Origin of the sequence: Geobacter grbiciae (assembly GCF_018531165.1) — a bacterium.
Classification (GTDB): domain Bacteria; phylum Desulfobacterota; class Desulfuromonadia; order Geobacterales; family Geobacteraceae; genus Geobacter; species Geobacter metallireducens.
Genome location: NZ_JAHDIW010000014.1, coordinates 24,776 through 49,836, shown reverse-complemented (window position 1 = coordinate 49,836; position 25,061 = coordinate 24,776). Strand labels below are relative to the sequence as shown.

The 25,061-nt window shown below is 58.0% G+C and carries 27 protein-coding genes and 1 riboswitch; of the genes, 26 read left to right on the top strand and 1 reads right to left on the bottom strand.

Going from position 1 to position 25,061, the window contains the following annotated elements; all coding sequences use genetic code 11:
- The first annotated feature begins 56 nt into the window (after positions 1-56).
- The 26 genes from KJB29_RS15235 (at position 57) to KJB29_RS15110 (ending at position 24,585) form a co-directional block, all read left to right on the top strand.
- Positions 57-626, top strand: a complete 570-nt coding sequence (locus tag KJB29_RS15235) for a pilus assembly FimT family protein (RefSeq protein WP_215735270.1) — start codon at positions 57-59, stop codon at positions 624-626.
- A 197-nt stretch (positions 627-823) separates the two neighbouring features.
- On the top strand, positions 824-1,336 hold the full coding sequence (locus KJB29_RS15230) for a GspH/FimT family pseudopilin (RefSeq protein WP_215735269.1): 513 nt from the start codon (positions 824-826) through the stop codon (positions 1,334-1,336).
- A gap of 7 nt (positions 1,337-1,343) precedes the next feature.
- Positions 1,344-1,736, top strand: coding sequence for a type IV pilus modification PilV family protein (locus KJB29_RS15225; RefSeq protein ID WP_215735268.1), 393 nt, complete (start codon positions 1,344-1,346; stop codon positions 1,734-1,736).
- Between the two features lie 11 nt (positions 1,737-1,747).
- Entirely contained in the window at positions 1,748-2,431 is a 684-nt protein-coding gene (locus KJB29_RS15220) for a prepilin-type N-terminal cleavage/methylation domain-containing protein (protein ID WP_215735267.1), read from the top strand.
- A 17-nt stretch (positions 2,432-2,448) separates the two neighbouring features.
- A complete protein-coding gene (locus tag KJB29_RS15215; RefSeq protein ID WP_215735266.1) occupies positions 2,449-2,970 on the top strand; it encodes a hypothetical protein in 522 nt (173 codons plus the stop codon).
- Between the two features lie 49 nt (positions 2,971-3,019).
- On the top strand, positions 3,020-6,112 hold the full coding sequence (locus KJB29_RS15210; RefSeq protein ID WP_215735265.1) for a pilus assembly protein: 3,093 nt from the start codon (positions 3,020-3,022) through the stop codon (positions 6,110-6,112).
- Positions 6,112-6,453: a hypothetical protein gene (locus KJB29_RS15205; RefSeq protein WP_215735264.1), complete on the top strand. Its 342-nt coding sequence runs from the start codon at positions 6,112-6,114 to the stop codon at positions 6,451-6,453. The genes KJB29_RS15210 and KJB29_RS15205 overlap by 1 nt, the downstream gene beginning before the upstream one ends.
- Positions 6,454-6,475: 22 nt before the next feature.
- Positions 6,476-7,033, top strand: coding sequence for a hypothetical protein (locus tag KJB29_RS15200; RefSeq protein ID WP_215735292.1), 558 nt, complete (start codon positions 6,476-6,478; stop codon positions 7,031-7,033).
- Positions 7,034-7,126: 93 nt separating this feature from the next.
- A riboswitch (cyclic di-GMP riboswitch) is annotated at positions 7,127-7,203 on the top strand.
- Between the two features lie 265 nt (positions 7,204-7,468).
- Complete coding sequence (locus KJB29_RS15195; protein WP_004514364.1) at positions 7,469-7,669, top strand: helix-turn-helix transcriptional regulator; 201 nt, start codon at positions 7,469-7,471, stop codon at positions 7,667-7,669.
- A 21-nt stretch (positions 7,670-7,690) separates the two neighbouring features.
- A complete protein-coding gene (pilM, locus tag KJB29_RS15190) occupies positions 7,691-8,746 on the top strand; it encodes a type IV pilus biogenesis protein PilM (protein WP_215735263.1) in 1,056 nt (351 codons plus the stop codon).
- A complete protein-coding gene (locus KJB29_RS15185; protein ID WP_215735262.1) occupies positions 8,740-9,315 on the top strand; it encodes a PilN domain-containing protein in 576 nt (191 codons plus the stop codon). Before pilM ends, KJB29_RS15185 begins: the two co-directional genes overlap by 7 nt.
- Positions 9,316-9,335: 20 nt before the next feature.
- Positions 9,336-9,932, top strand: coding sequence for a type IV pilus inner membrane component PilO (locus KJB29_RS15180; protein ID WP_004514368.1), 597 nt, complete (start codon positions 9,336-9,338; stop codon positions 9,930-9,932).
- Complete coding sequence (locus tag KJB29_RS15175) at positions 9,916-10,464, top strand: pilus assembly protein PilP (protein WP_215735261.1); 549 nt, start codon at positions 9,916-9,918, stop codon at positions 10,462-10,464. The genes KJB29_RS15180 and KJB29_RS15175 overlap by 17 nt, the downstream gene beginning before the upstream one ends.
- Before the next feature lie 22 nt (positions 10,465-10,486).
- The gene (locus KJB29_RS15170; protein WP_215735260.1) at positions 10,487-13,099 is read left to right on the top strand and encodes a type IV pilus secretin PilQ; all 2,613 of its coding nucleotides are present in this window, start codon (positions 10,487-10,489) and stop codon (positions 13,097-13,099) included.
- Between the two features lie 75 nt (positions 13,100-13,174).
- Positions 13,175-14,356: a chorismate synthase gene (gene aroC, locus KJB29_RS15165; protein ID WP_215735259.1), complete on the top strand. Its 1,182-nt coding sequence runs from the start codon at positions 13,175-13,177 to the stop codon at positions 14,354-14,356.
- Positions 14,325-14,864: a shikimate kinase gene (locus KJB29_RS15160; protein WP_215735258.1), complete on the top strand. Its 540-nt coding sequence runs from the start codon at positions 14,325-14,327 to the stop codon at positions 14,862-14,864. Before aroC ends, KJB29_RS15160 begins: the two co-directional genes overlap by 32 nt.
- Before the next feature lies 1 nt (position 14,865).
- Positions 14,866-15,948, top strand: coding sequence for a 3-dehydroquinate synthase (aroB, locus tag KJB29_RS15155; protein ID WP_215735257.1), 1,083 nt, complete (start codon positions 14,866-14,868; stop codon positions 15,946-15,948).
- Positions 15,949-15,950: 2 nt separating this feature from the next.
- A complete protein-coding gene (locus tag KJB29_RS15150; RefSeq protein WP_215735256.1) occupies positions 15,951-16,943 on the top strand; it encodes a tetratricopeptide repeat protein in 993 nt (330 codons plus the stop codon).
- Positions 16,922-17,284 carry a roadblock/LC7 domain-containing protein gene (locus KJB29_RS15145; protein ID WP_215735255.1) on the top strand — a complete coding sequence of 121 codons (363 nt, stop codon included), beginning with the start codon at positions 16,922-16,924 and terminating at the stop codon, positions 17,282-17,284. The genes KJB29_RS15150 and KJB29_RS15145 overlap by 22 nt, the downstream gene beginning before the upstream one ends.
- Before the next feature lie 46 nt (positions 17,285-17,330).
- Positions 17,331-17,783, top strand: coding sequence for a type II 3-dehydroquinate dehydratase (aroQ, locus tag KJB29_RS15140; protein WP_215735254.1), 453 nt, complete (start codon positions 17,331-17,333; stop codon positions 17,781-17,783).
- Between the two features lie 3 nt (positions 17,784-17,786).
- Complete coding sequence (locus tag KJB29_RS15135) at positions 17,787-18,860, top strand: aminopeptidase P family protein (protein ID WP_215735253.1); 1,074 nt, start codon at positions 17,787-17,789, stop codon at positions 18,858-18,860.
- Positions 18,861-18,956: 96 nt separating this feature from the next.
- Entirely contained in the window at positions 18,957-19,436 is a 480-nt protein-coding gene (gene accB, locus KJB29_RS15130) for an acetyl-CoA carboxylase biotin carboxyl carrier protein (RefSeq protein WP_004514378.1), read from the top strand.
- Between the two features lie 76 nt (positions 19,437-19,512).
- Positions 19,513-20,853 (top strand): acetyl-CoA carboxylase biotin carboxylase subunit, encoded by a 1,341-nt coding sequence (gene accC, locus KJB29_RS15125; protein ID WP_215735252.1) that lies wholly within the window; start codon positions 19,513-19,515, stop codon positions 20,851-20,853.
- A gap of 3 nt (positions 20,854-20,856) precedes the next feature.
- Positions 20,857-21,255 carry a glycine cleavage system protein GcvH gene (gene gcvH / locus KJB29_RS15120; RefSeq protein WP_215735251.1) on the top strand — a complete coding sequence of 133 codons (399 nt, stop codon included), beginning with the start codon at positions 20,857-20,859 and terminating at the stop codon, positions 21,253-21,255.
- 93 nt (positions 21,256-21,348) lie between these two features.
- Positions 21,349-22,185, top strand: a complete 837-nt coding sequence (locus KJB29_RS15115; protein WP_215735250.1) for a menaquinone biosynthetic enzyme MqnA/MqnD family protein — start codon at positions 21,349-21,351, stop codon at positions 22,183-22,185.
- Between the two features lie 240 nt (positions 22,186-22,425).
- Positions 22,426-24,585, top strand: coding sequence for a putative bifunctional diguanylate cyclase/phosphodiesterase (locus tag KJB29_RS15110; protein WP_246561591.1), 2,160 nt, complete (start codon positions 22,426-22,428; stop codon positions 24,583-24,585).
- Between the two features lie 2 nt (positions 24,586-24,587).
- Here the strand turns inward: KJB29_RS15110 and KJB29_RS15105 are convergent, their stop codons facing one another.
- A complete protein-coding gene (locus KJB29_RS15105) occupies positions 24,588-25,040 on the bottom strand; it encodes an NUDIX domain-containing protein (RefSeq protein ID WP_215735248.1) in 453 nt (150 codons plus the stop codon).
- Positions 25,041-25,061: the final 21 nt, after the last annotated feature.

Here is a 25,061-nt window from a genome sequence, read left to right as displayed (position 1 = left end):
GCTGTGCAATTATTGCGCAGCCTTTTTTAATGTTATCCGTGGAGGAGGTGCCGGGGATGGTGCCAGCACGCATGTCATGTCATGGCGGGAACGTCGGATGTGATAGAGGCTTCACGCTTCTTGAACTCATCCTTGTGGTGGCGATCATCAGCGTCATGAGCGCCATTGCGGTGCCGGCGCTCAGCAGTTTCTACGGTGACTTCCGGCTCAAATCCGTCGCCCGGGAGATAAGGGACCTCATTCGGGATGCAAAGCTGCTGAGCATCCAGGACAAACCATGCGCAATCCTGTTCGATCCCGACAGATGCATGGCAACGCTTGTCTCCGGAAAGGGTCCCGATGACGAATGGGGAACCGGCGATGAGCCGGTTGTCAGAACATTGACTCTTCCTGAGGGAATCAGGTACGGCTATGGCAGCCGCGGACCCTTGAAAGGGCGGACGAAGGCGGAGGACGGCATAAGCTTCGGGGATAACCGATTTGTCTGCGATGCCGGCATCACGGGAGATTGGGGCGCCGTCTACCTCCAGAGCCAGGCAGGTAGTGCCATGGTGATAACGGTCAATTCCAAAGAATTTAATCTGGGTTTTTACAAGTGGAGTGGAGGGGCGTGGGTGGAAATCTAGCACTTCGCGCCCGGGAAATGTTTGGAAAGGCTATGCAAAATTTGCATAGCCTTTTGTTTGTTTTCCCGGCAAGTTCAAATCTAGGTATTGTTCAACTCAGCTAAAATTAAGGGGTTTGGAGGAAGAAGGTCTGGCTTGTCGTCTGGCACTATGCTTGCTTCCCTTGGTAAACGACCACAGAACAGACAGGATCAGAGATGATTTCCAAAGCACACAACAACCGAGGATTCTCACTCATCGAGTTGATTGTTGCCGTTGCGATTATCGGCATCCTTGCCGGGGTCGGGACTGTTATGTACCTGCGTGAGCTCCCGCTCTATCGGCTCAAGGATGCAACGCGCCTACTGTTCAGCGATATCCAGAGTGCCCGCATCTACGCCCTGCGCAACGGTGCTCCGTGCACCCTTGAGCAGTTCCCGACCAATGGTAACGGTTATCGAATTGTCCAGAACGGGACGGTTCTCAAGACAATTGATTTGGGCGGTTTCACCGGCGTTTCATTCGGTAGCCTGAATGCCGACGCCCCTGCTCCCGATTCAGGGACCTTCACCAGCAACCAACTGGTCATTCAGCCCAGCGGAATTGCATCGACAGGAAATTTCTACCTTAGGGATAATCGCAACCCGGCGGATGGGAGAAGGATCGCGGTCAATGCCGCCGGCCGGCCGATAATTTCCTCGTGGGACAGTTCAACCTCCACCTATAAATGAGGGCACTATGAAGGCCGTTGCGAATAATGGCTCATTTTTTCGAAGCAATGCAGGTTTCTCCCTGCTTGAGGCACTGATTGCCATTGCCATCCTATCCGTGGTGATGCTGGGGACGGCTTCGATGCTGTTCACGGGGATGTCTGGGAGTTTGGGGAGCAATAACCGGTATGTCGCCACCGCAACGGCCCAGTCCCGGATCGAAGCCCTCATGAATACTCCCTTCGCCAGCCTTGCCAGCCAGCTTACGCCAATAACGACCGTTTCCAACGGCATCAGTTACAACACAAAGTGGCAGGTAAACAATCTCACCAGCAACTTGGCCTTTATTAATATGTCCACTACGTGGACCGACAAAAACGGCAGGCACGGCATGAATTTTTCAGTCGTCAGGGCCCGGTGAGGAGGGGCGCTATGAGCCAATCATCCCTCAACGGTCGCCGTGGATTTACCCTTGTCGAACTCCTTGTCACCATGTTTGTTGCCGCTTTGGTGATCATGGCGGCCACGACAACTTTCATCGTCCAGAACAAGATGGCGAGTGTCCAGTCCGCCACAAGTGATGTGCAGATAAGCGGTCAGATGGTGATGGATATGCTCGAGCGCGACATCCGCATGGCCGGGTTTGGGGTGAGCAAGGCAACGGGACTGGCTGCCTCGGACAACGCCCTTGCCAACGATGCAACGTGTAGTGTCGGTACCGATGCTGTCCAGATCCGTTATTCGACTGCAATTTCATCCGGGTCGACCAGAGGTTCTCGAGCGTACAACTATTACGTCAGTAAGGACCCTGCCAACCCGGGGTTGATGCGGCAGGATCTCCTGCCGGGCGGGGCAACGGATCCCATCGCGTCAAACGTAGAGGACCTGCAGATATCCGGGGTCTATGACGATGACGGTTCAGCGGTGAATCTGGGGAATGTCGATCCGGCCCGCCCCATGAGAGTTACTCTTCAGATTCTCCTGAAATCCCAGGCCAGAGATTCTGACTCCACGACAGCTCCTCCGACAATTGGTAACGGTATAGCGCGGGCGGCCGACGGATACCGTAGGCGTACGTACTCGGTAACCGTCAGCCCCCGAAACTTCGGGCTCTAAGAACGGGAGGTAGTTCAGTGGCCATCCGCGGAACTCGAAAAAAATGGTTCTTGATGCGCATGGGAGATCAGACCGGCATGGCACTGGTGACGGTCATTACCTTTGCTGCGGTTCTCATGGCCATGATGACCATGATGCTCAATACTACCATGGTCGAAACGTTGCTAGCGGGGGCCAGCACCGTCAGCAAGCGTACTCTCGTGGCTGCCGATGCGGGGCTCCAGTTTGTGCGGGGGACATTCGTCTACATGGGGAGCAACGGTTTTCCCGCGTCGTCCTCCACAGGCAACCTCACGACGCAGGGGCAGGCCCAACTGCCGGCACCCCTGAACCAGAAGGTGACCTTCCTGAACCTGACGGGGATGGGGGTCGACTCAAATCTTCTGGTCGGCAGCGGTTTCAGCAGCAGGTATGTGGCGCCCACAGCCGGTGGAGGAGCATTGGTGCTGAAACCCTATCGCAGCCGGACCGTTGCCCGTGCCGAGAACGGGACTTCACGAAAGATCGTCGAGTTTGAGGGATTCAGTCTCGCACCCTAAACGGGTCGGAACTTTGTATTTCCGCACGAAACGCGGGGAGGTAGCAGCCATGTTGACGAGCAGGCTCTTTAAAAAGATCATGCGGATGCTTTCCGTTCCGGTAACCATCGCCCATCTCGCTGCGGTCCCCGGCATCGCCAGGGCCGATGACACCGAAATATATTCTGCCGGAGCCACCATGAAGCCGATGGTGATGATCATTATGGACAACTCCGGCAGCATGGGCGACCCGGTCCCCTACGACAACGCTACGGCCTATGCCGGAACATACACGAAAGACACCGTCTACCAGTATACGTGCACGGCGCGAAACAAGAAGGGGCAGTGCACGGCAACCCAGTGGCAGGTGTATACTGGCAGTTTCACCGATCAGATAAACCGGGATGGCGGCGTTGACATTGCCGGCCAGGATGGGATCGACGACAGTAGCACCGCACTCAAGACCGGCAACCGCCTCAACTACGAGGCGTTGCCCACCACCAGCAAGCTGAGCACGGCCAAGGGGGTGCTCAATAACCTGGTCGATCTGATGTACAATGACGTCGATTTCGGGTTCATGAAGTTCAACACCGAGGACGGTGGCAACATCATTTCGAAAATTGGCGCCACCATTACCGCCATGCATGGCCAGATCAGCGCCATCAACGCCACCACCTGGACTCCTCTCGCAGAGGCGCTGACCGATGCCGGTAAGTATTTCGAGGACACCTATACCGGCCAGTACAGCCCCTGGAATTCTAATAACTGGTGCCAGAAAGCCTTCATCATCATCGTCACCGATGGTGAACCAACCCACGATACCAACACAACCATCATCGGCCATTTTCTCGACCGCGGGCAGACGGGAATCACCGACGCCAACCGGGGGCAGAAATGGGACCAGGACGGTGACTACAATATGCACAGCACTACCACCACCGACCCCCTCAATAACGACGTCTGGGTCGCCGACAATACATACAGTGACACGGTCCCCCAGACGTTTCTCGATGATGTGGCCAAGTATCTCTATACCCACGATCTTCGTCCCGACCTGCAGGGAACCCAGAATGTAACGACGTACACCATCGGCTACGCCCATGACAGCCCCCTGCTGCAGAGAACCGCCCAGAACGGAGGGGGGCTGTACTTTACCGCTAACAACGCCGCGGAGTTGGAGCACAGCCTCCTCATGGCCCTGGACGACATCGCCAAAAAGCTTCAGACCTATACCGCTCCGGTCGTTCCCATAACCCGGACTTCCAGCGGCGACAAGATGTATCTGGCGTTCTTCAAGCCGCTGGCTTACTCCAAGTTCTGGGTCGGCGACCTCCACAAATACGGGCTGTCCAGTTCCAATCAGATCATCGACAGTGCCGGCAACCAGGCCACGGATTCATCGGGAGCCATGCTCGACACCGCCGTTCCGTACTGGAGCGTATCGTCACTGCTGAAGAGCCGGTCTACCGCCCGGAACATCTACACCTACCTCGGGACCAACAGTAACCTCACGGACAGCTCCAATGCCTTCACGATCGCCAACACCGCCTTGACGGCCGCCGTGCTCGGCAATCCGGCCAAGAGCAACGCAGCCAACGCTGCCACCGCAGCCCGCGACGACCTGATCAACTACATACACGGCCAGGACGCCTATGATGACAATGGCAACCTGAACTGGACCGAAAAGCGGGACTTCATTCTCGGTGATATCCTCCACTCCGTGCCGCTGGTGGTGGACTACAACGGACCGACGGCCACCGACCCGAACCGGCACATTTTCTTCGGCTCCAACGACGGGATGCTCCACTGCATCAATGATGCGAACGGAAGCGAAGAGTGGGGCTTCGTGCCTCCCGACGCGCTTCCCCGCCTGAAGCTCTTTGAAGAGGGAAGCTCTCACCCGTATTTTGTCGATGGTTCCGTAAAGCTCTACCAACTGCGGAACTCGGCCGGTGTCATCACCAAGGCGATCATCATCTTCGGGCAGCGGGCCGGAGGCGACAACTACTACGCCCTTGATGTCACCAATCCCGCGTCGCCACAATTTCTTTGGAGAATCAACGGTTCATCCACCGGCTTCTCTGAAATCGGCCAGACCTGGTCAGAACCGCTGATAGCCAAAGTGAAGAAAAATGACAGCAACGGGGTGCCAGTCACCTATGATGCCGTTATCTTCGGTGCCGGCTTCGACTCGGCTCAGGCTAACACCAAGGCTGTCGCCGCTGCCGCCAAGGGGCGTGGAGTATTCATCGCCAACCTGCTCACCGGTGAGTTGATAAGCAGCTTCAAATACACAACCAGCAATGGAATGAACTATGCCATTCCCAGTAACGTAGCCGCCGTGGACATGGACTCCAATGGGATTGTCGACCGGATATATGTGGGGGACCTGGGGGGCAATCTGTGGCGGATTGGGAAGTCGCCCAACAGTACTGACCCCACTGATGCCCAGAAAGACATCAACCTCATCGACAACTGGGGAATCCGCAAGCTCTTTGCCTCCAACCCGGGAGCCGACGGCAGCTCGGGGCGGAAAATCTTCTATCAGCCCGAGATAGCCTTGCAGTCGGGGCATAACTACGTTTACTTCTCTACTGGAGACCGGGACAACCCCCGTTCGACGGATGCCGTGGACCGGCTTTACGGGGTGAAGGACACCAGCCCCGATCAGAGCGTATTTGCTACTCTTACGGAAAGCAGCCTGACCAATCAGACAGGTGTGGTAAGCAGTTCTATCTTGCCCCTGTCAACGAGTGGGTGGTATATCCGGCTCATTGCGGCTGCCGGCGAGAAGTCGCTGGCTGCGCCGGTCCTCTTCAACAAGTATGTACTGTTCGATACCTTCCTTCCCAATAACGCCCTCTGCGATATTGGCGGTGGCGCAAAGGTTTACGCCGTAAGCTACCTGAATGGCCTCTATTCGCGTTACAGTCTCGGTAACGGCATACCCACCGAGGCTGTACTGGTCGTCCGCCCGACGGGAACCACGGCTTTTGTCGGAGCCGGCGGCGGGGTCATTAATCTGTTAAACCTCATCCCTGATTCGCCTCCCACAGGTGGGGGAGGTGGCGGGGGAGATGGGAGTGCCAACCAGAAGCCAATACAAGAGATTTTCAATTTCGTGACCGGTATCATACCCATTTCATGGCGAGAGGTGTTCTGATGCGTTACCTGATGGTCGTTGCGGCAAGTCTTGTGTTCTGTGTCAACCTCGCCGTGGCTGGGCAGGACGCTCACCGGGGGTTCCCCACACTCTCCTCTCTAGGAGTTAATATCACCGATCTCATGACTCCGGAGGCTCACGAAGGGGTGGTCATGGAGGTGCGGGGCGCGGGAAGCTTTATTCTTCGGGAAAAGCTCTATATTATCTGCCAGGAGAGTGATGTCGACGGCACCCCGGCAAATCAGGCGAAATTTTCCCTGAAGAAGGGGGACGCGGTCAAAGCTACCGTCTACAGACTTCCGAACAAGGCTTATTTCGTCTCAGAGCTGGAAATAAAGTAAGGGAAGATTCACTGTATTGAATATGGGCAAACCTGTAAGAAAAACTGGGCGGACGATTGCCGTACTGGTTGCCATAATACTAGGGGCCGCGTCGATTTATGTTGTCGCAACATGGCCCTATAACGTCGTGGGATGGATGACGTACCGCATATTGGGAAAGCCTTTCCCGTCACGGGTGACGGAGCTTCAAAACATTAAGCGTTTTCTCGATGCGAAACGGAAGCTCAACAAGAAGGAATACGATGCGGCGTTCCAGGGATTGCAGTACCTGCGACAAAATGTGGCAGTAACATTTCCCTTTTTCAAGGAAATTTACCTTTACCTCGGCTATATTCACGATCTGCGTGGTGATTTACGCGGCGAAGAGGCGCTTCACCGGGAGCTTGAGACAAAGGACAAGGTTTTTGCCCTATTCCTGGAAGGGTTGTATGCTATCCGGCATGGCAGGGATGTGGAGGGGAAGGGATACCTTGCCGAGTCGATAAAGCTGGATAACCAGTTCAACAGGCTCGGCAAGTACCGCGGGGTAGCCCTAAAAGCTCTCGGTACGGTAGCCCTCCCGAAAAAAAGTTCGAAATGAGGATTTTTTCCTCAAGAAACGGACGTACAGGCCGATTAGTTAATCCAGAGGACACATACGCGAGTGTTCCTGGAAAAAACAGAATAGCTCCGATATCGACAATACTAAACCATCCGCGAGGGTGGGACGGAAAGCCTACAGGGTCTCTCTGAGACAGCCGGGATGCCGAAATATCACAATTCGTGATGCTCGGTCCCGGCTTTTCTTTTTCGTACTCAGTAAATACAGGTTGTCAAAATATCGGCAAGGAGTGGACGGAAATTGTCAGTCATTTGCTTCAATTCATGGAGTTTCGTTGCCAGAACGATTGAAATGTTTACGGTATCAATCTTGCTTAATTCATTTCAACTTCATTCGATTTTAACTAATTCCTTGACATTGATTTCAATTTCAGTACATTTCGCCATAAACTACCTGGCTTTGCGGGATTGGGCGATGAAATTCAAGAACAACGTCAGAAAGATCAGAGAAGAACGGCTCATGAGCAAGGCTGAGCTTGCGCGCCTTGCGGGGGTCTCGCCGGCCACCATCGACAGGATCGAGCACGGTGAGGAGTGCCGGATGGAGACAAAGAGAAAGATCATTCTTGCCTTTGGTTTTTCATTGTCCGAGAAGGAAGCGGTCTTTCTCGACTAACCTTGTGAACGGGAACCACCTATGTTTTTCTCCAAGAAAAAGGATCTCGTCGGCATCGACATAGGCTCCAGCTCCGTGAAGCTCGTGCAGCTCCGGGAGCAGAAGGGGGCCTGGCAGCTCCTGAATGTCGGCACGATGCCGCTGCCGTCCGAGGCCATCGTCGACAATACCCTCATGGACAGCTCGGCCATCGTCGATGCGGTCAAGAACCTCGGCAAGAGCCTTTCCGTCAAGATCAAGGAAGCTGCCTGCTCCATTTCGGGCAACACGGTGATCATACGCAAGATCAAGCTTCCCGCCATGCCCCCCGAAGAACTGGAGGATCAAATCCGTTGGGAGGCCGAGCAGTACATTCCCTTTGACATCAATGACGTCAATATCGATTTCCAGACTCTCGAGCCCGACGAGGACGATCCCACCCGCATGAATGTGCTCCTCGTGGCCAGCAAGAAGGAAATCATCAACGACTACGTGAATGTCTTCGCGGAGAGCGGGTTCAAGCTCGTCATTGTCGACGTCGACTCCTTCGCCGTGCAGAACGCCTTTGAGCTCAACTATGAAAGCGGGGCGGAGGAGGTCGTGGCCCTCATCAATATCGGTGCCAGCATCCTCAACCTCAATATCGTCAGGGGGGGGATTTCGCTCTTCACCCGCGACGTCCAGATGGGGGGGAACCTCTTTACCGAAGAGATTCAGAAACAGTTCGCCTTGAGCAGCGACGAAGCGGAACGGGTCAAGCTGACCGGTGATCACCCCGACCAGGAGAAGTTGCGGAGCGTACTGGCGCGAATCAACGAAACCCTCTCCATCGAGGTGCGCCGCTCCCTGGATTTCTACAACACGACCGCCGGCGAGGGGAGGGTGAGCAAGGTTTACCTGAGCGGCGGCGCGGCTAAAACCGCCATGCTCGCCGATGCGATCCAGGACAAGCTCGGCGTGCCGGTGGAGATGCTCAATCCCTTCAGGAAGATTACCTGCAGCGAAAAGGAGTTCGATCCCGAGTATCTCCGAGAGATCGGGCCCCTCGTCACGGTTGCCCTGGGGCTGGCCGCAAGGAGGGTTGGGGACAAATGGTAAAAATCAACCTGCTCCCGGTCAGAACGTCGAAGAAGAAGGAGACCGCCAGGCAGCAACTGGCGATTCTCGGCGTCTCGGCGGCTCTCGTGCTCGTTGCCGGCCTTGGCCTCTATGTTTATGCCCAGGCAAAGATCAAAGCCACCAAGGAAGAGATTTCCAAGGCTGAAAACGACCTTCAGCAACTCAAGGTCAAGATCGGCGAGCTGGAAAACATCAAGAAGCTGAAAGATGAAGTCACGAAGAAGCTCGATGTGCTCGCTCAGCTTCGCAAGGGAAAGACCGGCCCCGTCCGCAGACTCGCGACCTTGAGCGATGCTACGCCCGATAAGCTCTGGATCACCAAGTATGCCGAGAGCGGAGCCGGCGTCAGTATCGGGGGGATTGCCCTCGACGAGGATCTCATCGCCACATTCATGCGCAACCTCCAAAGATCCGAAGATTTCACGAACGTGGAACTCGTCGTGTCCGAGCAAACGGAGGTCGGCGGCGTGAAGGCCAAGCGGTTCGAGCTCACCTGTGCCCTGAAGGCGGTCAAGAACCCAGAGCCGCCGCCCGCGCCGAAGAAATAGCCACCGGTTAAGGACTCTCCATGGATCCGAGAATCGAAAAACTGCTGAAGCTTCCCAAGAAACAGAAGATTGCTCTTCTGGTCGCCATCCTGCTTTTTGAAGGTGCTGCCCTCTACTGGGGGCTCTTCCTGCCGCGGCAGACGGAGCTCAAGGAGCTTCGCGGCCGGCTGGAAGGGTTGCAGAACGAGGTGCGGGAAAAGGAGAGGATCGCCAACAACCTTCCCAAGCTGAAGCGCGAGTATCAGCAACTTCAGAAAGATCTCGACCTGGCCCTCACCGAACTGCCGAACCAGAAAGAGATACCCTCCCTACTGACCGGCATCACCAGTGTCGGCAAGAGCGCGGGTAACGACTTCCTTCTCTTTAGGCCGAAACCTGAAGTTTCCAAGGACTTCTATGCCGAAGTGCCGGTTGATATCTCCATTTCCGGCACCTTCCACAGCGTTGCCAATTTCTTCACCGCCGTGGGAAAGCTGCCGAGGATCGTCAATATCACCGATGTCTCCTTTGCCGACATTAAGCAGGCGGGAGGCAAGACCAGCGTCAAAGTGAACTGTCTCGCCACGACGTTCCGTTTCCTCGACAAGAAAGAGACCAAGGATGACAAGAAGAAATAGCACCAGCATGCTCCTCCTTGCCGCAGCGGCCTCACTGGTCCTGGCGTGCGGAGGGTGCAAAAAGGCCGAAGAGAGTCCCCCGCCGGTCCCCCCCGCGAAACCGGCCAACCCGGTCAAGCCTCCCGTGCAGGCTCAGGCCTCGTCAGCCCAATCCGTGACAAGTGTTACTCCGTCACTGGATTTTTCCGGCCGCAAAGATCCCTTCAAGCCGTTCATTCAACCCAAGGCCGAGAAACCGGCCGCTGCCAGCGGCTCCATTCCCGCCGCCGGCGCACTCCCCATCCAGGGCTATCCGGTGGAGCAGTTCAAAGTCTCCGGCATCATTGCCGGATTCAAGGAAAACAAGGCTCTTATCGTCGACCCAGCCGGCAAGGGATACGTGGTCAAGGCAGGGATGAAAATGGGCAACAACAATGGCGTGATAATGAGAATCACCCCGTCATACCTTGAAGTTGCTGAACGCATCAGGAATGATGTCACCGGCAAAATAAGCCGGCGGACGGTGAAACTCGCCCTGCCAAAGAAAAACTAACAGGCTGCTAAGGAGACTCCCCATGAGAATCCAACTCACAATATCCCGCAACCTTGCCTTTCTGTCCCTGTTGGGCGCGTTGTGCGGCTGTGCCGCCACTAACGGTTCCGTTATGGGCGACAAGGAGACGAGCCAGCCCTCGGCTCCGGTGATCCGGGACATCCGCGTTACGGGGGAGGGAGACAATGCCCAGGTAAGCATCTCGGCTGACCGTCCCCTCGCGTACACTTTTTACATGGCTGCGAACCCTCCCAAGGCGGTCGTAGATCTTGCCCAGGTGCAACCGGGTGCCTTTTCCGCGCCCATGGAGATCAACGCCGGAAACATCAAGCGGATTGCCACCACCCGTGTAGGCGAGGGGGAAGCCGCCATGACCCGGGTAGAGGTCTTCCTTGCCCGGGATGCGGAGATGACGGCTGCCACGGATCCCACCGACAAGGGAACAATGCGTCTGGCCTTTGTCCCCCCGCCGGCTCCTGCTTCTGCCGCACCGGCCAAAGCCGAGCCGCCGGCGCCTGCCGCTGCGCCGGAACCGGTAGCTCCGCAGTCCGCTAGTACGTCTGTAGCTGCAGAACGTAAAATCGCCGATGCCATCACCGCCATCACTCCCCGGAAAGACTCCCTTGAAATCCGGACCACGGGCGAGGTGGCCGACTTCAAGACGTTCCGGCTCACGAAGCCCGACCGCCTCGTGCTCGATGTCTTCGGCGTCAAAGCGGCCCTGGCCCAAAAGGTTGTGCCGGTCAACAGCCTTGGGATCGAGACCGTCCGGGTCGGCGCCTATCCCGACAAGGTGCGTCTTGTCCTCGATGCTTCAGGTGACACCCTTCCTGCCTTCACGGTGGAGAAGACCGCCGCCGGCCTCGCCGTGGTTCCGTCATCAGCCCCTGCTGCCGTCGCGGCGAAGCCTCGTGAGCCCGATCAGGCGACCCCCGCCCTTGTGACGGGCGTGTCACCCAAGGCGGAAGCCAAGCCCGCTATGCATGCCGGGGCACCCGAAATAGATTCTATAGAATTCAAGGTGGTGGATACCATCTCCCGCATCGCCATTGAAACGACAGCCCCGTGCGACGTCGAGAAGCCTGTCAAATCCGCCGAAGGTCTGACGCTTACTCTCAAAAACTGCATTCTTCCGCGCAAATGGCAGCGGCATCTCGACACGAGCGCTTTCGCGAGCGTTGTCCAGAAGGTGACCCCCTACCAGGTCAAGGTAAAGGGGCGTCACGACGTGAAAGTGCAGGTCACATTACGGAGGCAGACTTCCTATGAGTTGCACAGGGAAGGGGGCATCATCTACCTCGACCTGAAGAATCCGGTTGATATCACTGCGACACCGGTCGCCTCGGAGCCGGCCAAGCCGGCCGAGTCTGAACGGTCCGTTCCTGTGGTCGTCAAATCACAGGCTGCTTCACCGACGGCAACCGCGGACGGGAAAAAGGCCTACACGGGGCGCCGGGTCACCCTCGAATTCTCTGATGCCGATATCAGGAAGATCTTCCAGCTTATTGCCGAAGTCAGCAATCTGAACTTCATCGTCGGTGACGATGTTACCGGCACCATCAGCCTGAAACTGGTGAACGTTCCCTGGGACCAGGCCCTCGACGTGATTCTTGAGAACAAGGGGCTCGGGATGCAACGGGACGGCAACATCGTTCAGATCCGTCCCAAATCCAAAATCATGACCCTTGCCGATGAAGAGCAGAAGGCCAAAAAGTCCCGCGAACAGGGCATGGAACTCAAGACCGAGGTCTTTGACGTCAACTATGCCGCAGTGGGCGATGTGGTCACCCAGTTCAACACCCTCAAGAGCGAGCGGGGGATGATTTCCCAGGATGCCCGCACCAACCGGGTCATCGTCAAGGATATCGCACCGGTGGTGGCGGAGATGAGGAATCTGCTGAAGAGTCTCGACATCCCCGAGAAACAGGTAATGATCGAGGCCAGAATCGTTGAGGCGAGTTCCACGGTCACTCAGGAACTCGGCATTCAATGGGGCATACACGCTCGTGATGCGAATACTATTGGTGTGACGAATGCTGACGTGGGGTTTGGTGGAATCCTCACCGGGCTTGCGCCAGCTGCGGGCACATTCGGTCCTGGTGCTGCGGCCGGCATAACATTCGGGAAACTCATTTCCGGCGGGTCCCTTGACCTGAAACTGTCCGCTTTGGCTTCGGGAGAGAGGATAAAGATAATTTCATCGCCCAAAGTCGTGACCCTGAACAACAAAGCAGCCAAAATATCCCAGGGACAATCTATTCCCTATTCGACTGTCTCTGCTGAAGGGACGAAAACAGAATTCGTTGAAGCGGCATTGACGCTGGAAGTGACGCCCCACATTGCTGCCGATGGAAGCATCAGTATGAAGATCAAGGCGACTAACAACTCTGCTGCACCAGCACCTATAGGTGCTGTCCCGGCAATCAACAAGAAAGAGGCGACCACAGAGCTTTTGGTAAGAAATGGTGAAACCACGGTGATTGGTGGGATTTACGTGGATAATGATTCTCAGGCCGATCAAGGCGTCCCGTTCTTTAAAGATATCCCATTGCTTGGCTGGCTGTTCAAGTCGAGCAATACGCAAAAAATCAAAAACGAACTGCTAATCTTCATTACTCCTAAAATCGTTCTGTAATGAAAAGGGTTCCATAAAGACAATTTTTACCATGCCAGGGGTCTCCCCTGGCATTTCTTTACTAAAGAGGTGAGTATGCTCCGCTACCTGACCGCCGGTGAATCCCACGGCCCGCAACTGACGGCCATCATCGAGGGAATTCCCGCAGGCCTGAAAATTTCCGAAGAAACCATCAACGTGGACCTGGCCCGCCGGCAGGGGGGCTACGGCCGTGGGGGACGGATGCTGATCGAGAAGGATCAGGTCCAGATCCTCTCTGGGGTCCGGTGGGGTGAGACCATCGGTTCCCCTGTGACCCTCTGCGTGGTGAACCGCGACTGGGTTAACTGGCAGGAGAAGATGTCGCCCCACGAGCGCCACCGGGATGATAAAATCCGCGTCACCCGTTCGCGTCCCGGCCATGCCGACCTTTCCGGTGCCATGAAGTATAACCACCGCGACGTCCGTAACATCCTGGAGCGTTCCAGCGCCCGGGAGACTGCCATGCGGGTGGCGGTGGGCTCCGTTGCCCGGGCATTTCTGGCCTCCTTTGGTGCCACGGTGAGCGGCTTCGTGGTGGAACTCGGGGGGATAAAGGCCGAGCGGCGCGGCCTCTCCTCCGACCGGCTCCGGGAACTGGCTGCCAAGTCCGAACTTGCCACCTACGACCCCGAGGCGGAAGCGCGGATGAAGGCTTTTATCGACTCGGTGAAGGATGCAGGCGACACGGCGGGCGGGGTCGTTGAGGTGGTTGTGACGGGAGCCCCGGTGGGACTCGGCAGCCACGTCCAGTGGGATCGCAAACTCGACGCCCGCCTCGCCATGGCGGTCATGAGCATCCAGGCCATCAAGGGGGTGGAGATCGGCCTCGGCTTCGAGACGGCCCGCCGCCCCGGCTCCCAGGTTCATGACGAGATCTACTTCGACTCCTCCCGCATCGCCCACGGTGAAGCCACGGGATTTTTCCGCAAGACCAACAATGCCGGAGGCATCGAGGGGGGGATCACCAACGGCGAGGAGATCGTCATCCGCGCGGCCATGAAGCCGATCCCGACCCTCTACAAACCTCTCAGTTCGGTGGATATGCTCACCAAGGAGCCCTTCGAGGCCACGGTAGAGCGCTCCGATGTCTGCGCCGTGCCCGCCGCCGCTGTGGTGGCCGAGTCGGTGGTGGCCATCGAGATTGCCAACGCGTTCCTGGAGAAGTTCGGCGGCGACTCCCTTGCCGAGATACGGCGCAACTACGATGGCTACCTCGACTATCTCCGCTCCTTCTAACGTGCGCAACGTCATTCTCACCGGCTTCATGGGGACGGGAAAAAGCAGCGTTGGCAGACTTCTGGCCCATCGGCTCGGCTTCCGCTACTGCGACCTGGATGCGCTCATCGTCGAAGGGGAGGGAGTCTCCATTAACGAGATCTTTGCCCGACATGGGGAACCCCACTTTCGGGCTCTCGAAACCGAGGCGGTGCGATCCGTGTCCCGGGAAGAACGCTGTGTCGTTTCCACCGGCGGCGGAGCGGTTATCTCTCCTGAAAACCGTTGTCTCTTGCGGGAGGCGGGAGTAGTGGTGAACCTGACCGCCACGGTGGAGGAAGTATGCAGGCGGCTGCGGGAGGAGACGGACCGCCCCCTTCTGAAGGACGATCGTTCGGGCGAGCGGATTGCGGCCATGATGGCGGAACGTGAACAGTTCTACGCGGATGCGGAGTTGAGGATTGACACTACCGGCAAAAGCGTGGAAGATGTGGTCGCTGAAATCACCGGGTACTTGGAAGGAAGGTAGCGTGGAAACGCTGACGGTAGGACTTGGCGACAGAAGCTACACGATTCGGGGAGGAAGCGGAATCCTCCCGGGGATCGGTGCGTTCTGCAGGGAGTTGGGGCTGGGGAGGATTGTCGCGGTGGTGACCAATACCACGGTGGGTCCCCTCTACTATGGCCCGGTGGCCGACTCTCTCGCCGCGGCGGGTTTTTCGCCCCTTCGGGTGGAGCTTCCCGATGGCGAGGAGTTCAAGACCAGCGCCACCATGAACATCATCTACGACGCCCTCATCGACGGCGGGCTCACCCGTGATTCATTCATCGTCGCCCTCGGCGGCGGCGTGGTTGGTGATATGGCGGGGTTTGCCGCTGCCACCTACCTGCGGGGCATCCCCTTCGTGCAGGTGCCAACCACGCTCCTTGCCCAAGTGGACAGCAGCGTCGGCGGCAAGACCGGCATCAACCATCCCCGGGGCAAGAATCTTATCGGCGCATTCTACCAGCCCCGTGCGGTTGTCATCGATGTGGAGACCCTCACGACGCTTCCCGAGCGGGAGTACTTGGCCGGGATGGCCGAGGTGGTGAAGTACGGAGTCGTCCTTGATCCTCAGCTTTTCGCCGAGGTGGAGCGGAATATCACGCCGATCCTTGCCCGTGACCGTGACGTCCTCACCAGGATCATCATGGCCTGTTGCGCCATAAAGGCGTCGGTGGTTGAGAAAGACGAGCGGGAATCGGGGCTGAGGGCGGTGCTCAACTACGGACACACCCTTGGCCATGCGGTCGAAACCCTTGCGGGCTACGGAACCTTCCTCCACGGCGAAGCGGTTGCCATCGGCATGGTGCAGGCCGCCAAGCTGGCCGAACATCGGGGTGAGGCCACTGCCGACGATACCGGCCGGCTCCGTGCGCTTCTGGAGTCCTTGAAACTGCCGGTGGAGCTTCCTGTCTTCGCCGCAGAGGCCTATCGCGAAGCTCTCCTGCGGGACAAGAAGGCCCGGGACACGGGGCTCAGTTTCGTACTCAACAACGGGATCGGCGGCTTCTCCATCGTCAGGCTTCGGGACCTCTCCGAGGTGATCGACGTCTGCGGGATCGGAGGGTGACCATGGCACCGGAGAACGAATCATTCCGGACAGAAATCAGACGCTACGAGGATATTCTTAACGGTGATCCCGCGTCGTACTGCTTTGCCCCTCTGGCGGAACTCTACCGTAAGGCGGGGCTCCTCGACGAGGCCATCGACACTGCCCGCAAGGGGATAGAACTCCATCCCGACTACGTCGGAGGGTATCTGGCCCTTGGGCGCGCCTGCTTCGACAAGGGAGAGCAGACGGAGAGCAGGGGCGCCCTGGAGCGGGTCGTTCGGGTAACCCCCGATAACCTCACGGCCCAGAAGCTCCTTAGCCGGATTTACCGTGACACCGGCGAGAATGCCCTTGCTCGCAAGGCGTTAGAGACAATCCTCGTCCTTAACCCCGGCGATCAGGAAAGCCAGGCTGCCCTTGACGGTCTTGCTCTGCGGGAGCGGAGCTTCGAGACGGACACGGACCTGTTTTCCGCTGCAGGGGAGGTTCCGGTTGACGCTTCGGCGGGATTTGCTGATGAATTTCTTCTGGAAGATGCAGAGATTATCGAAGAGTTAACCGACGAAGTCATCGATGAGGATGTCGATGAGGTGAGCTTTGCCGGAGAGTTCACCGCGGAAGCGGGTTTCGGCGGTGAACCGCTGATGGTGGAGGAGCACGGGGCAATGGACGAACCCGGTTCCGATCCCCTCGCAACGGCCACCATCGCGGAGCTTTACATCAAACAGGGGTTCCTGAAGAAGGCCCTCAAGATCTACCGGGACCTTCTTGATGCCAACCCTGGCAACGACGACCTGCGGCAGCGGATCGTCGACCTTAAGCACTGTATCGATGAAGACGATGCCCGCGCCCGGGAAAATGCCTTCACCGCAGCCATGCCTTTTGGTGAAGAGCTTGCCGAAGCTGTTCATGATAAGGCCGATTCCGTGGGGCGGAACGACGCAGTTGCCGTCCTGGAGGGGTGGCTCGATACCATCGGGAGGATGAGACAGTGCCGTTCAGTGAAACACTGAAGAGTATTGTGGAGAGCGTCGAGGGTGGGCTCGGAGCTATCATCATGGCAGACGACGGCATCGCCATCGACGAGTACTTGCTGGACGGTTCCGGCATGGACCTGAACCTGATGGCGGTGGAATATGCCTCCCTGCTCAAGGAGGTCAAGCGCATGGCTGACGTCCTCAAGACCGGCTCGCTGGAAGAAATGGCGGTGAATACCGGGCGGGCACAGGTCATCGTAAGGAGTATCAACGATGAGCTGTTTATTGCCCTCATCCTCGGCCAGGACGGCAACTGCGGCAAGGGACGCTACCTGCTGCGCCGTGAAGTCTTCGGGCTGCGCGAGCGCCTTTCCTAGCATCCGCGTCCGATCCATCCCTCTTACCTTGTTCATGGAGGCATCGATGAACGTTCTTGTAGTTCACGGCCCGAACCTCAATCTCCTCGGCACCCGGGAACCGGGAATTTATGGCGTCCTTACCCTGGACCGGATTAATGAGGAGATTTCCGCACTGGCGGAAGAACTCGGCTGCTCGGTCTCCTTCTTCCAGTCCAACAGTGAAGGGGCGATCATCGATGCCATACAGCAGGCCTGCGGCGCCTGTGACGGAATTCTCATCAACCCGGCAGCCTATACCCATACCAGTGTCGCCATCCGCGACGCCCTTACCGCCGTGGCCCTTCCAGTCGTGGAAGTTCACCTGTCCAATATCCATCGCCGTGAGGAGTTCCGGCACCACAGTTTCATTGCCCCGGTGGCAGTCGGCCAGATCGCCGGGTTTGGTGCCGACAGTTATCTGCTCGGACTACGTGCGCTTTTTACTTATATTAAAAAAGAGATTGTCGCCAAGGCGTGAAGCATGTTACAAAACAGGATTATTAAAGCCCGAGGATGCGCGGGAAAACAGGATGTTGACGCGATTCTCTTTTTTAATCTGAGTAACGTCCGATACCTTGCCGGTTTCACCGGGAGTGACGGTGTTTTGGTTGTCGGCCGTGATTCGTGCTGGTTTCTGACGGATTCCCGCTACACGACCCAGGCGGCCCGTGAGGTGACGGGGTGTTCCACGGTTGAGTACCGCGTGAAGCTCGACGGCATCGCGGAGCTTTGTGCCGGCCAGGGATTCAGGCGGGTTGGCTTCGAGGCCGAACACACGACGGTCGCTCTCCTTACGGCCCTCACCGCAAAAGTTTCCGGCGTGGAGTTCGTTCCCCTCGGGGAGGAGCTTGCTCCACTCCGTATCGTGAAGGATGCGGAAGAGATCGATCTGCTGGCCGAGACCGCCCGCATCGCCTCCGAAGCCCTGTTGGCGTCCCTTGACGGACTAAAGCCAGGGGTGGTCGAGCGCGAGTATGCTCTGGATCTTGAGTTCGCCATGCGACGGGCGGGGGCCGATGACAAATCGTTCGATTTCATCGTCGCTTCGGGCGAACGGGGTGCGCTTCCCCATGGCAGGGCCAGTACCAAGGTTATCGGGGCCGGCGAACTCGTCACCATTGATTTTGGTGCCATCTATGGCGGATACCACTCCGACGAGACGGTCACCGTCTGTGTCGGCGAGCCCGATGACCGGCAGCGGGAGATCTACGGCATTGTCAAGGAGGCCCATGATCGGGCTTTGGCTGCCGTGCGGCCGGGGGTGAGCTTCAAGGAGTTGGACGCCATTGCTCGCGGTTTTATCGAAGAGCGGGGATACGGGGCCTTTTTCGGCCACGGGCTTGGCCACGGGGTCGGGCTCGATGTTCATGAAAAGCCGGTCGTTTCCCCCCGCGGCGAAGGAGTGGCGGAAGAGGGAATGGTTTTCACCATTGAGCCGGGCATCTACATCCCCCTGTGGGGCGGAGTGAGGATCGAGGATACGGTGGCGGTCACCGGCAACGGATACCGCCTCCTCACCAGGGTGCCCAAGGAACTCATCATCTTGAATCCGTGAGCCGGGAAGATGCCCCTCTTGGTTTACGGGGTTACTTTGTAATAACCGTCTGTTTGCCATCGAGGCCGGGCGGTATCTGCCAAAAGGAGAAAACGTATGGATATCAAGGATCTCAAGTCGCTGATAAAGATGGTAACGGAAACAGACATCACCGAATTCGAGCTGGAGGGGGCCGAGGAGAAAATCCGGATCAAGCGCGGGTGCACGGCTCCGATGGTCCAGTACCAGGCACCCCAGCCCATGGTCGCCATGCAGCCGGCCATGGTCCAGGCCGCTGCTCCGGCTGCATCGGCTGCCCCCGTGGAAGCTGCCGCGCCGGCAGCCGCCAAGGCCAAGGGGAATGAAATCACGTCCCCCATCGTCGGTACCTTCTACCGGGCCCCGGCGCCGGATGCCGCTCCCTATGTGGAAGTGGGACAGATTATCGAGAAGGGGCAGGTTCTCTGCATCGTCGAGGCCATGAAGCTCATGAACGAGATCGAGGCAGAGTACCGCTGCAAGATTGTCGAGATTTGCAAGGAAAACGCCCAGCCGGTCGAGTTCGGCGAGGCGCTGTTCATCGTCGAGCCGCTCTAACCCGAGACAACGGACGACACGTACGGGGACGGCAACAAGCAGTCGCCCTTTTAACCCATGAGCGGAGATTTCGTACATGTTCCATAAAGTTCTGATTGCAAACCGGGGGGAGATTGCCCTGCGGGTCATCCGGGCCTGCAAGGAGTTGGGGATCAAGACGGTTGCTGTATACTCCACCGCCGACAAGGATTCCCTTCACGTCAAGCTGGCCGACGAAAGCGTCTGCATCGGGCCGGCGCCGAGCCTCCAGAGCTACCTAAATATCAACGCCATCATCAGCGCCGCCGAAGTGACTGACGCCGAAGCAATCCATCCCGGCTACGGTTTTCTCTCTGAAAATGCCGCCTTTGCCGAGATCTGCGAAAACTGCGGCATCACCTTCATCGGTCCCTCCTCCGAGAGCATGCGGATCATGGGGGACAAGATCAGTGCCCGTCAGGCGGTGATCAAGGTGAATGTGCCGATCCTCCCCGGCACCAAGGAGGGGGTAAACGACGTCAACGAGGCCATAAAGATCGCCAAGGGGATCGGTTTCCCGGTCATCATCAAGGCGACGGCCGGTGGTGGCGGACGGGGAATGAAGATCGTTCACTCCCCGGCAACCCTCCCCAACGCCTTTGCCACGGCACGGGCCGAGGCCCAGGCCGGCTTCGGCAACCCCGAGGTCTACATCGAGAAGTACTGCGAAGAGCCCCGCCACGTGGAGATTCAGATCATGGCCGACAAGCACGGCAACGTGATCCATCTGGGCGAGCGGGACTGCTCCATCCAGCGGCGCCACCAGAAGATCATCGAGGAGGCTCCGTGCCCGGTTATGACCCCGGACCTCCGCAAGGCTATGGGCGATGCAGCGGTCAGGGCCGCCAAGGCCGTTGGCTATGACAGCGTCGGTACGGTTGAATTTCTGGTGGACAAGAACCTGAACTTCTACTTCATGGAGATGAACACCCGGGTCCAGGTGGAGCACCCGGTCACCGAAATGATTACCGGCGTCGATATTGTCCGTGAGCAGATACGTTCCGCGGCGGGGCACAAACTCCGCTACAAGCAGGGCGATGTGAAGATCCAGGGGCACGCCATCGAGTGCCGCATCAACGCCGAGGACCCGGTGAAGTTCACTCCGTGCCCCGGCAAGATCACCGGCTATCACACCCCCGGCGGCCTCGGGGTGCGGGTCGATTCCTTTGTGTACGACCAGTATTCGGTGGTCCCCCACTATGATTCACTCATTTCCAAGCTCATCGTCCATGCCGAAACCCGCGAGGATGCCATCCGCCGCATGGCCCGGGCACTGGACGAGTACATCATCGAGGGGATCAAGACGACGATCCCGTTCCACAAGCGGATCATGGCCAACAAGGACTTCATGGAAGGGAACGTGGATACCGCCTTCCTTGAGAAGATCGTGTTGGAGTAATGTATGGATTTTCCTGATGAACTGAAGTACAGCAAGGAACATGTATGGGTCAGGGTCGAGGGTGACCGTGCCGTGATCGGCATTACCGATTATGCCCAGGAGAGTCTCGGCACCATCAGTGCCGTGGAGCTCCCGGCCGTCGGCGATGAGCTTGAGCAGGACGACTCCTTCGGCTCGGTGGAGGCCCGCAAGTGCCTTGCGGAGCTCTATGCCCCCGTAAGCGGCGCCGTTGTCGAGGTCAATGACGAGCTGGAGTCGGCCCCGGAAATTCTGAACGACGATCCCTACGATGGCGGCTGGATCGCGGTGGTGGAACTAGCCGACCCCGAAGAACTGAAATCCCTTCTGTCGGCAGAGGACTATGCCGAAGCCGTAAGCCAGGAAGACGAAGAAGACGAATAGCCCCAATCAGGTTCAGATGCAGGCAAAGGCGAGATTACCTATCTCGCCTTTGTTTTTGAGCAATTCATTCCATAATGCAGGAGCGGTGTCACCATGTCACTCACCATAGGTCACATAGAATACTCCAACTGCACCCCCATATTCACGGCGCTGCAACGCAGTATGGATTGTAGCGGCTACAGCTTTGTCCGGGGGGTGCCGGCACACCTGAACCGGTTGCTTGCCATGGGGGAAATCGATGTCTGCCCGTCATCGTCCATCGAGTACGGGAAATATCCCGACCGCTATCTCGTTCTCCCCGATCTTTCCATTAGCGCGGTGGGGCCGGTGAAGAGCGTCCTCCTCTTTTCCCGCGTGCCGTTGGAGTGCCTTGAAGGTGCCGTTATCGGCATGACGACGGAGTCCGACACGTCGGTAAATCTCCTCAGGATAATTCTCACCACATTCCAGGGTTTCACGAACAGTTTCGAGCGGACCCCACTTCCCCTAGCTGAGGCCCTCGACTCCTATCCGGCCCTTCTCCTCATCGGTGACAGAGCCCTTAAGGGGGCGCTGACAGGGGGGGGGTACCACATTTACGACCTCGGCGATCTGTGGTACCGGGCAACGGGGCTCCCCTTCGTCTTTGCCCTCTGGTTGGTGCGGAGAGAGGCTGCGGAGAACAAGCCCCACGAGGTTGCACGGCTCGCCGCTGATGTTGCCAGGGCGAAGCGGATCGCCTACGACTCCTATCCAGAGATAGCCGCCCAGGCGCCGGAACGGGAGTGGATCGACAGTGCGGTGCTGGTCGACTATTGGCGGACAATCTCCTACGATCTTACTCCTGCCCATCTCAAGGGGGTGCGGCTCTTCTACGATTATGCCGCCAGCCTCGGGGTGCTCCCTGCTGCTCCGGATGTGCGGCTCTATGGAGAGAGTGGTGGCGTGTGATTTGCATGCAAGCACCCCATGGGCCTCGATACTTCATGGAAATCAGATTGGTTCGACGTCGCAATACGCCGCCTGAGAGGGGCTTCGGATAAACTGGAATTAAAGGAAACACAACGGTTGGAAGAGGCGAAGTCCCGCACTCACATCGTTGTCAGAACGCGCTGGATCCTTCTCTCGTTTGTGGGCGTTTATTGTGTAATGGCCGGCGGTTTCTTCTATTTCAGCCGATTTGGCCTTTTTTTGTCACCATCGCAACACGTACTCCTTCTTGCCGCTCTTGCCGCGGTTGTTTGCTACAACCTGCTGCTTCAGTTTTCCCTCGACCGCCTTGCCCGTGGTTTCCGCCTTCTCAATTTTCTCCAGATTATCCTTGACCTTGTCCTAGTGTCGGTGCTGATCCATACGAGCGGCGGAGCAGCCAGCTGGTTCTGGCCCGCATACCTGTTCGTCACCATAGAGGCATCCTTCCTCATCGAAGATCGTCGCGAAGTCTGGCTCGTGGGTGGACTGGGCGGCCTTCTCTACGGAGCGGTGCTGGTGCTCGAGCATTTGAATATCGTTCCCTATGTGCGGATGCCCTTCGTGGGCTCCGAGCTCCACCACGATCATCTGTACCTGCTCCTGACCTGGCTCTGGGTGTCGCTGCTCAATGCTGCCATGGCGGCCATAGCCTCTTATTTCATGACGGTTATCCGTCGGGAAACCGACGCGGTCCGTGAGGGGGAGGAGCGGCTCGCCACATTTCTCGACACGGCCAATGACCTGATCCACAGTGTGACCCCGGATGGTCGGCTCCTCTATGTGAACGAAGCCTGGCAACGGACCCTTGGTTATACGGCTGGAGAGGTGGAAGCGGTTTCTTTCTTCGATATCCTCCATCCCGACAGTCGCGAGCAATGCTGCGCCGAGCTGCAGCGGGTTGTTTCCGGTGATGCCCTGAGTCCTATGGAGGCACTTTTCACGGCAAAGGACGGCCGACAGGTCGTCGTGGAAGGAAGCCTTACCTGCGCCCACGGCGGAGACGCACCCACGGTTATCTGGAGCATCTGCCGCGACATTACGGAACGAAAGCACGCGGAGGAGCAGCTTTACCGCCTCGCCCACCACGATACCCTCACGGAGCTGCCGAACCGGATTCTCTTCATGGACCGGCTCCAGCAGGCCAAGGCCCTGGCGAACCGCTACCGTCACCAGGTGGCGGTCCTGTTCCTCGATTTGGACCGTTTCAAGATTATCAACGACACCCTTGGGCACCCCGTGGGGGACCGGCTGCTGCAGCAGGTGGCCCACCGGATTGTGGGGTGTGTGCGGGAAGTGGATACGGTGGCCCGCATCGGCGGCGACGAGTTCACCATCATTCTTGTGAATGTCGACACCGTTGAGGACGTGAAAAGGATGGGGCAGAAGATTCTGAAGACGCTCGCCGCCCCCTTCAATATCGACACCTACGAGCTTTTCGTTACGGCGAGCATCGGCATCTCCCTCTATCCCTCCGATGGCGATAACCTGGACCAACTGGTGAAGAAGGCCGATATTGCCATGTATTGCGTGAAGGGGGAGGGGAGGAATAACGTTCAGTTCTATTCTCCCCAGATGGACGCCAACGCCGACAAGCGGCTGCTGCTGGAAACGAGCCTGCGCAAGGCCCTCGACAACAGGGAGTTCAGGGTCTACTACCAGCCGAAGGTTGACATTGTCTCCAAGAGAATTACCGCCATGGAAGCACTGATACGATGGGATCACCCCATTCTGGGGCTCGTTTCGCCCGGGGAGTTCATCCCCCTGGCCGAAGAGACGGGACTCATCATCCCGATAGGTGAGTGGGTGCTCCGGACCGCCTGCTTCCAGAACCGCGAGTGGGTCAGGCAGGGAATCCCCCCCATGCGGGTGGCGGTGAACCTCTCCGGCTATCAGTTCCAGCAGAAGAACCTTCTGGAAACGATCCGGGGAATCCTGGACGAAACCGGGCTTACCGCGGATCTCCTGGAGCTTGAGATCACCGAGAGCGTCATCATGCAGAACCCGGACTTCGCCGTGTCGGTGCTCAACCAGTTGAGGGATCTCGGGGTCCACATCTCCATCGACGATTTCGGCACCGGCTATTCTTCCCTGGCGCACCTGAAGCGGTTCTCGGTCAATACGCTCAAGATCGACAAGTCATTCGTGCGGGATGTGGAGATCAACTCGGCCGACGCCGCCATTGCCACGGCCATCATCGCCATGGGGAACAGTCTCAACCTGAAGGTCATCGCCGAGGGGGTCGAGACGGAGGGGCAGCTATCGTTTCTCTCCGACAACAAGTGCGACGAGGTGCAGGGATACCTCTTCAGCACCCCGATGCCGCCGGACAAGGTCGCCGAGTTCATGCGGGAGCATGGGAGATCGGCCGGAGGGGGGTAGGATCAGGTGGAGGAGCGTTCGCGGAAGCGGAGATAGTCGTCGAGAATCCTGCGGTGGTCGAAGCAGAGTTCTGAGGGGAGATCGTTTAAGGGAAAGACCGCGAGGTTGGCGGCATCGTCGGCTGCGGCGGGAACGCCCGATGCCTCGGCTACGTACACGGTGGATATGGTGTGCTGGCGGGGGTCCCTGGCCGGGTCAGAGTAACAGCCGAGAAGGCGCAGGTTGGTCACGTGGAGGGATGTCTCCTCCAGTGCTTCGCGCATGGCGGCCGCTTCGAGGGTTTCTCCGTAATCCACGAAGCCGCCGGGGAGCGCCCATCCCCTGGGCTCGTTTTTTCGTTCGATCAACACGATTCCCCCCGCCGTCTCGATGATGATGTCGACGGTGGGAACGGGGTTGCGGTAGCGCTTGACCTCTGCTCCGCAACGGGGGCAGGTGAGGTGATCGAAGGACATGGGAGCCTCGAAAAAGAAAAG

Coding starts and splice junctions, on each gene's coding strand:
- KJB29_RS15235 (WP_215735270.1), top strand. CDS start 57: ATGGTGCCAGCACGCATGTCATGTCATGGCGGGAACGTCGGATGTGAT.
- KJB29_RS15230 (WP_215735269.1), top strand. CDS start 824: ATGATTTCCAAAGCACACAACAACCGAGGATTCTCACTCATCGAGTTG.
- KJB29_RS15225 (WP_215735268.1), top strand. CDS start 1,344: ATGAAGGCCGTTGCGAATAATGGCTCATTTTTTCGAAGCAATGCAGGT.
- KJB29_RS15220 (WP_215735267.1), top strand. CDS start 1,748: ATGAGCCAATCATCCCTCAACGGTCGCCGTGGATTTACCCTTGTCGAA.
- KJB29_RS15210 (WP_215735265.1), top strand. CDS start 3,020: ATGTTGACGAGCAGGCTCTTTAAAAAGATCATGCGGATGCTTTCCGTT.
- KJB29_RS15205 (WP_215735264.1), top strand. CDS start 6,112: ATGCGTTACCTGATGGTCGTTGCGGCAAGTCTTGTGTTCTGTGTCAAC.
- KJB29_RS15200 (WP_215735292.1), top strand. CDS start 6,476: ATGGGCAAACCTGTAAGAAAAACTGGGCGGACGATTGCCGTACTGGTT.
- KJB29_RS15195 (WP_004514364.1), top strand. CDS start 7,469: ATGAAATTCAAGAACAACGTCAGAAAGATCAGAGAAGAACGGCTCATG.
- pilM (WP_215735263.1), top strand. CDS start 7,691: ATGTTTTTCTCCAAGAAAAAGGATCTCGTCGGCATCGACATAGGCTCC.
- KJB29_RS15185 (WP_215735262.1), top strand. CDS start 8,740: ATGGTAAAAATCAACCTGCTCCCGGTCAGAACGTCGAAGAAGAAGGAG.
- KJB29_RS15180 (WP_004514368.1), top strand. CDS start 9,336: ATGGATCCGAGAATCGAAAAACTGCTGAAGCTTCCCAAGAAACAGAAG.
- KJB29_RS15175 (WP_215735261.1), top strand. CDS start 9,916: ATGACAAGAAGAAATAGCACCAGCATGCTCCTCCTTGCCGCAGCGGCC.
- KJB29_RS15170 (WP_215735260.1), top strand. CDS start 10,487: ATGAGAATCCAACTCACAATATCCCGCAACCTTGCCTTTCTGTCCCTG.
- aroC (WP_215735259.1), top strand. CDS start 13,175: ATGCTCCGCTACCTGACCGCCGGTGAATCCCACGGCCCGCAACTGACG.
- KJB29_RS15160 (WP_215735258.1), top strand. CDS start 14,325: ATGGCTACCTCGACTATCTCCGCTCCTTCTAACGTGCGCAACGTCATT.
- KJB29_RS15150 (WP_215735256.1), top strand. CDS start 15,951: ATGGCACCGGAGAACGAATCATTCCGGACAGAAATCAGACGCTACGAG.
- aroQ (WP_215735254.1), top strand. CDS start 17,331: ATGAACGTTCTTGTAGTTCACGGCCCGAACCTCAATCTCCTCGGCACC.
- KJB29_RS15135 (WP_215735253.1), top strand. CDS start 17,787: ATGTTACAAAACAGGATTATTAAAGCCCGAGGATGCGCGGGAAAACAG.
- accB (WP_004514378.1), top strand. CDS start 18,957: ATGGATATCAAGGATCTCAAGTCGCTGATAAAGATGGTAACGGAAACA.
- accC (WP_215735252.1), top strand. CDS start 19,513: ATGTTCCATAAAGTTCTGATTGCAAACCGGGGGGAGATTGCCCTGCGG.
- gcvH (WP_215735251.1), top strand. CDS start 20,857: ATGGATTTTCCTGATGAACTGAAGTACAGCAAGGAACATGTATGGGTC.
- KJB29_RS15115 (WP_215735250.1), top strand. CDS start 21,349: ATGTCACTCACCATAGGTCACATAGAATACTCCAACTGCACCCCCATA.
- KJB29_RS15105 (WP_215735248.1), bottom strand. CDS start 25,040: ATGTCCTTCGATCACCTCACCTGCCCCCGTTGCGGAGCAGAGGTCAAG.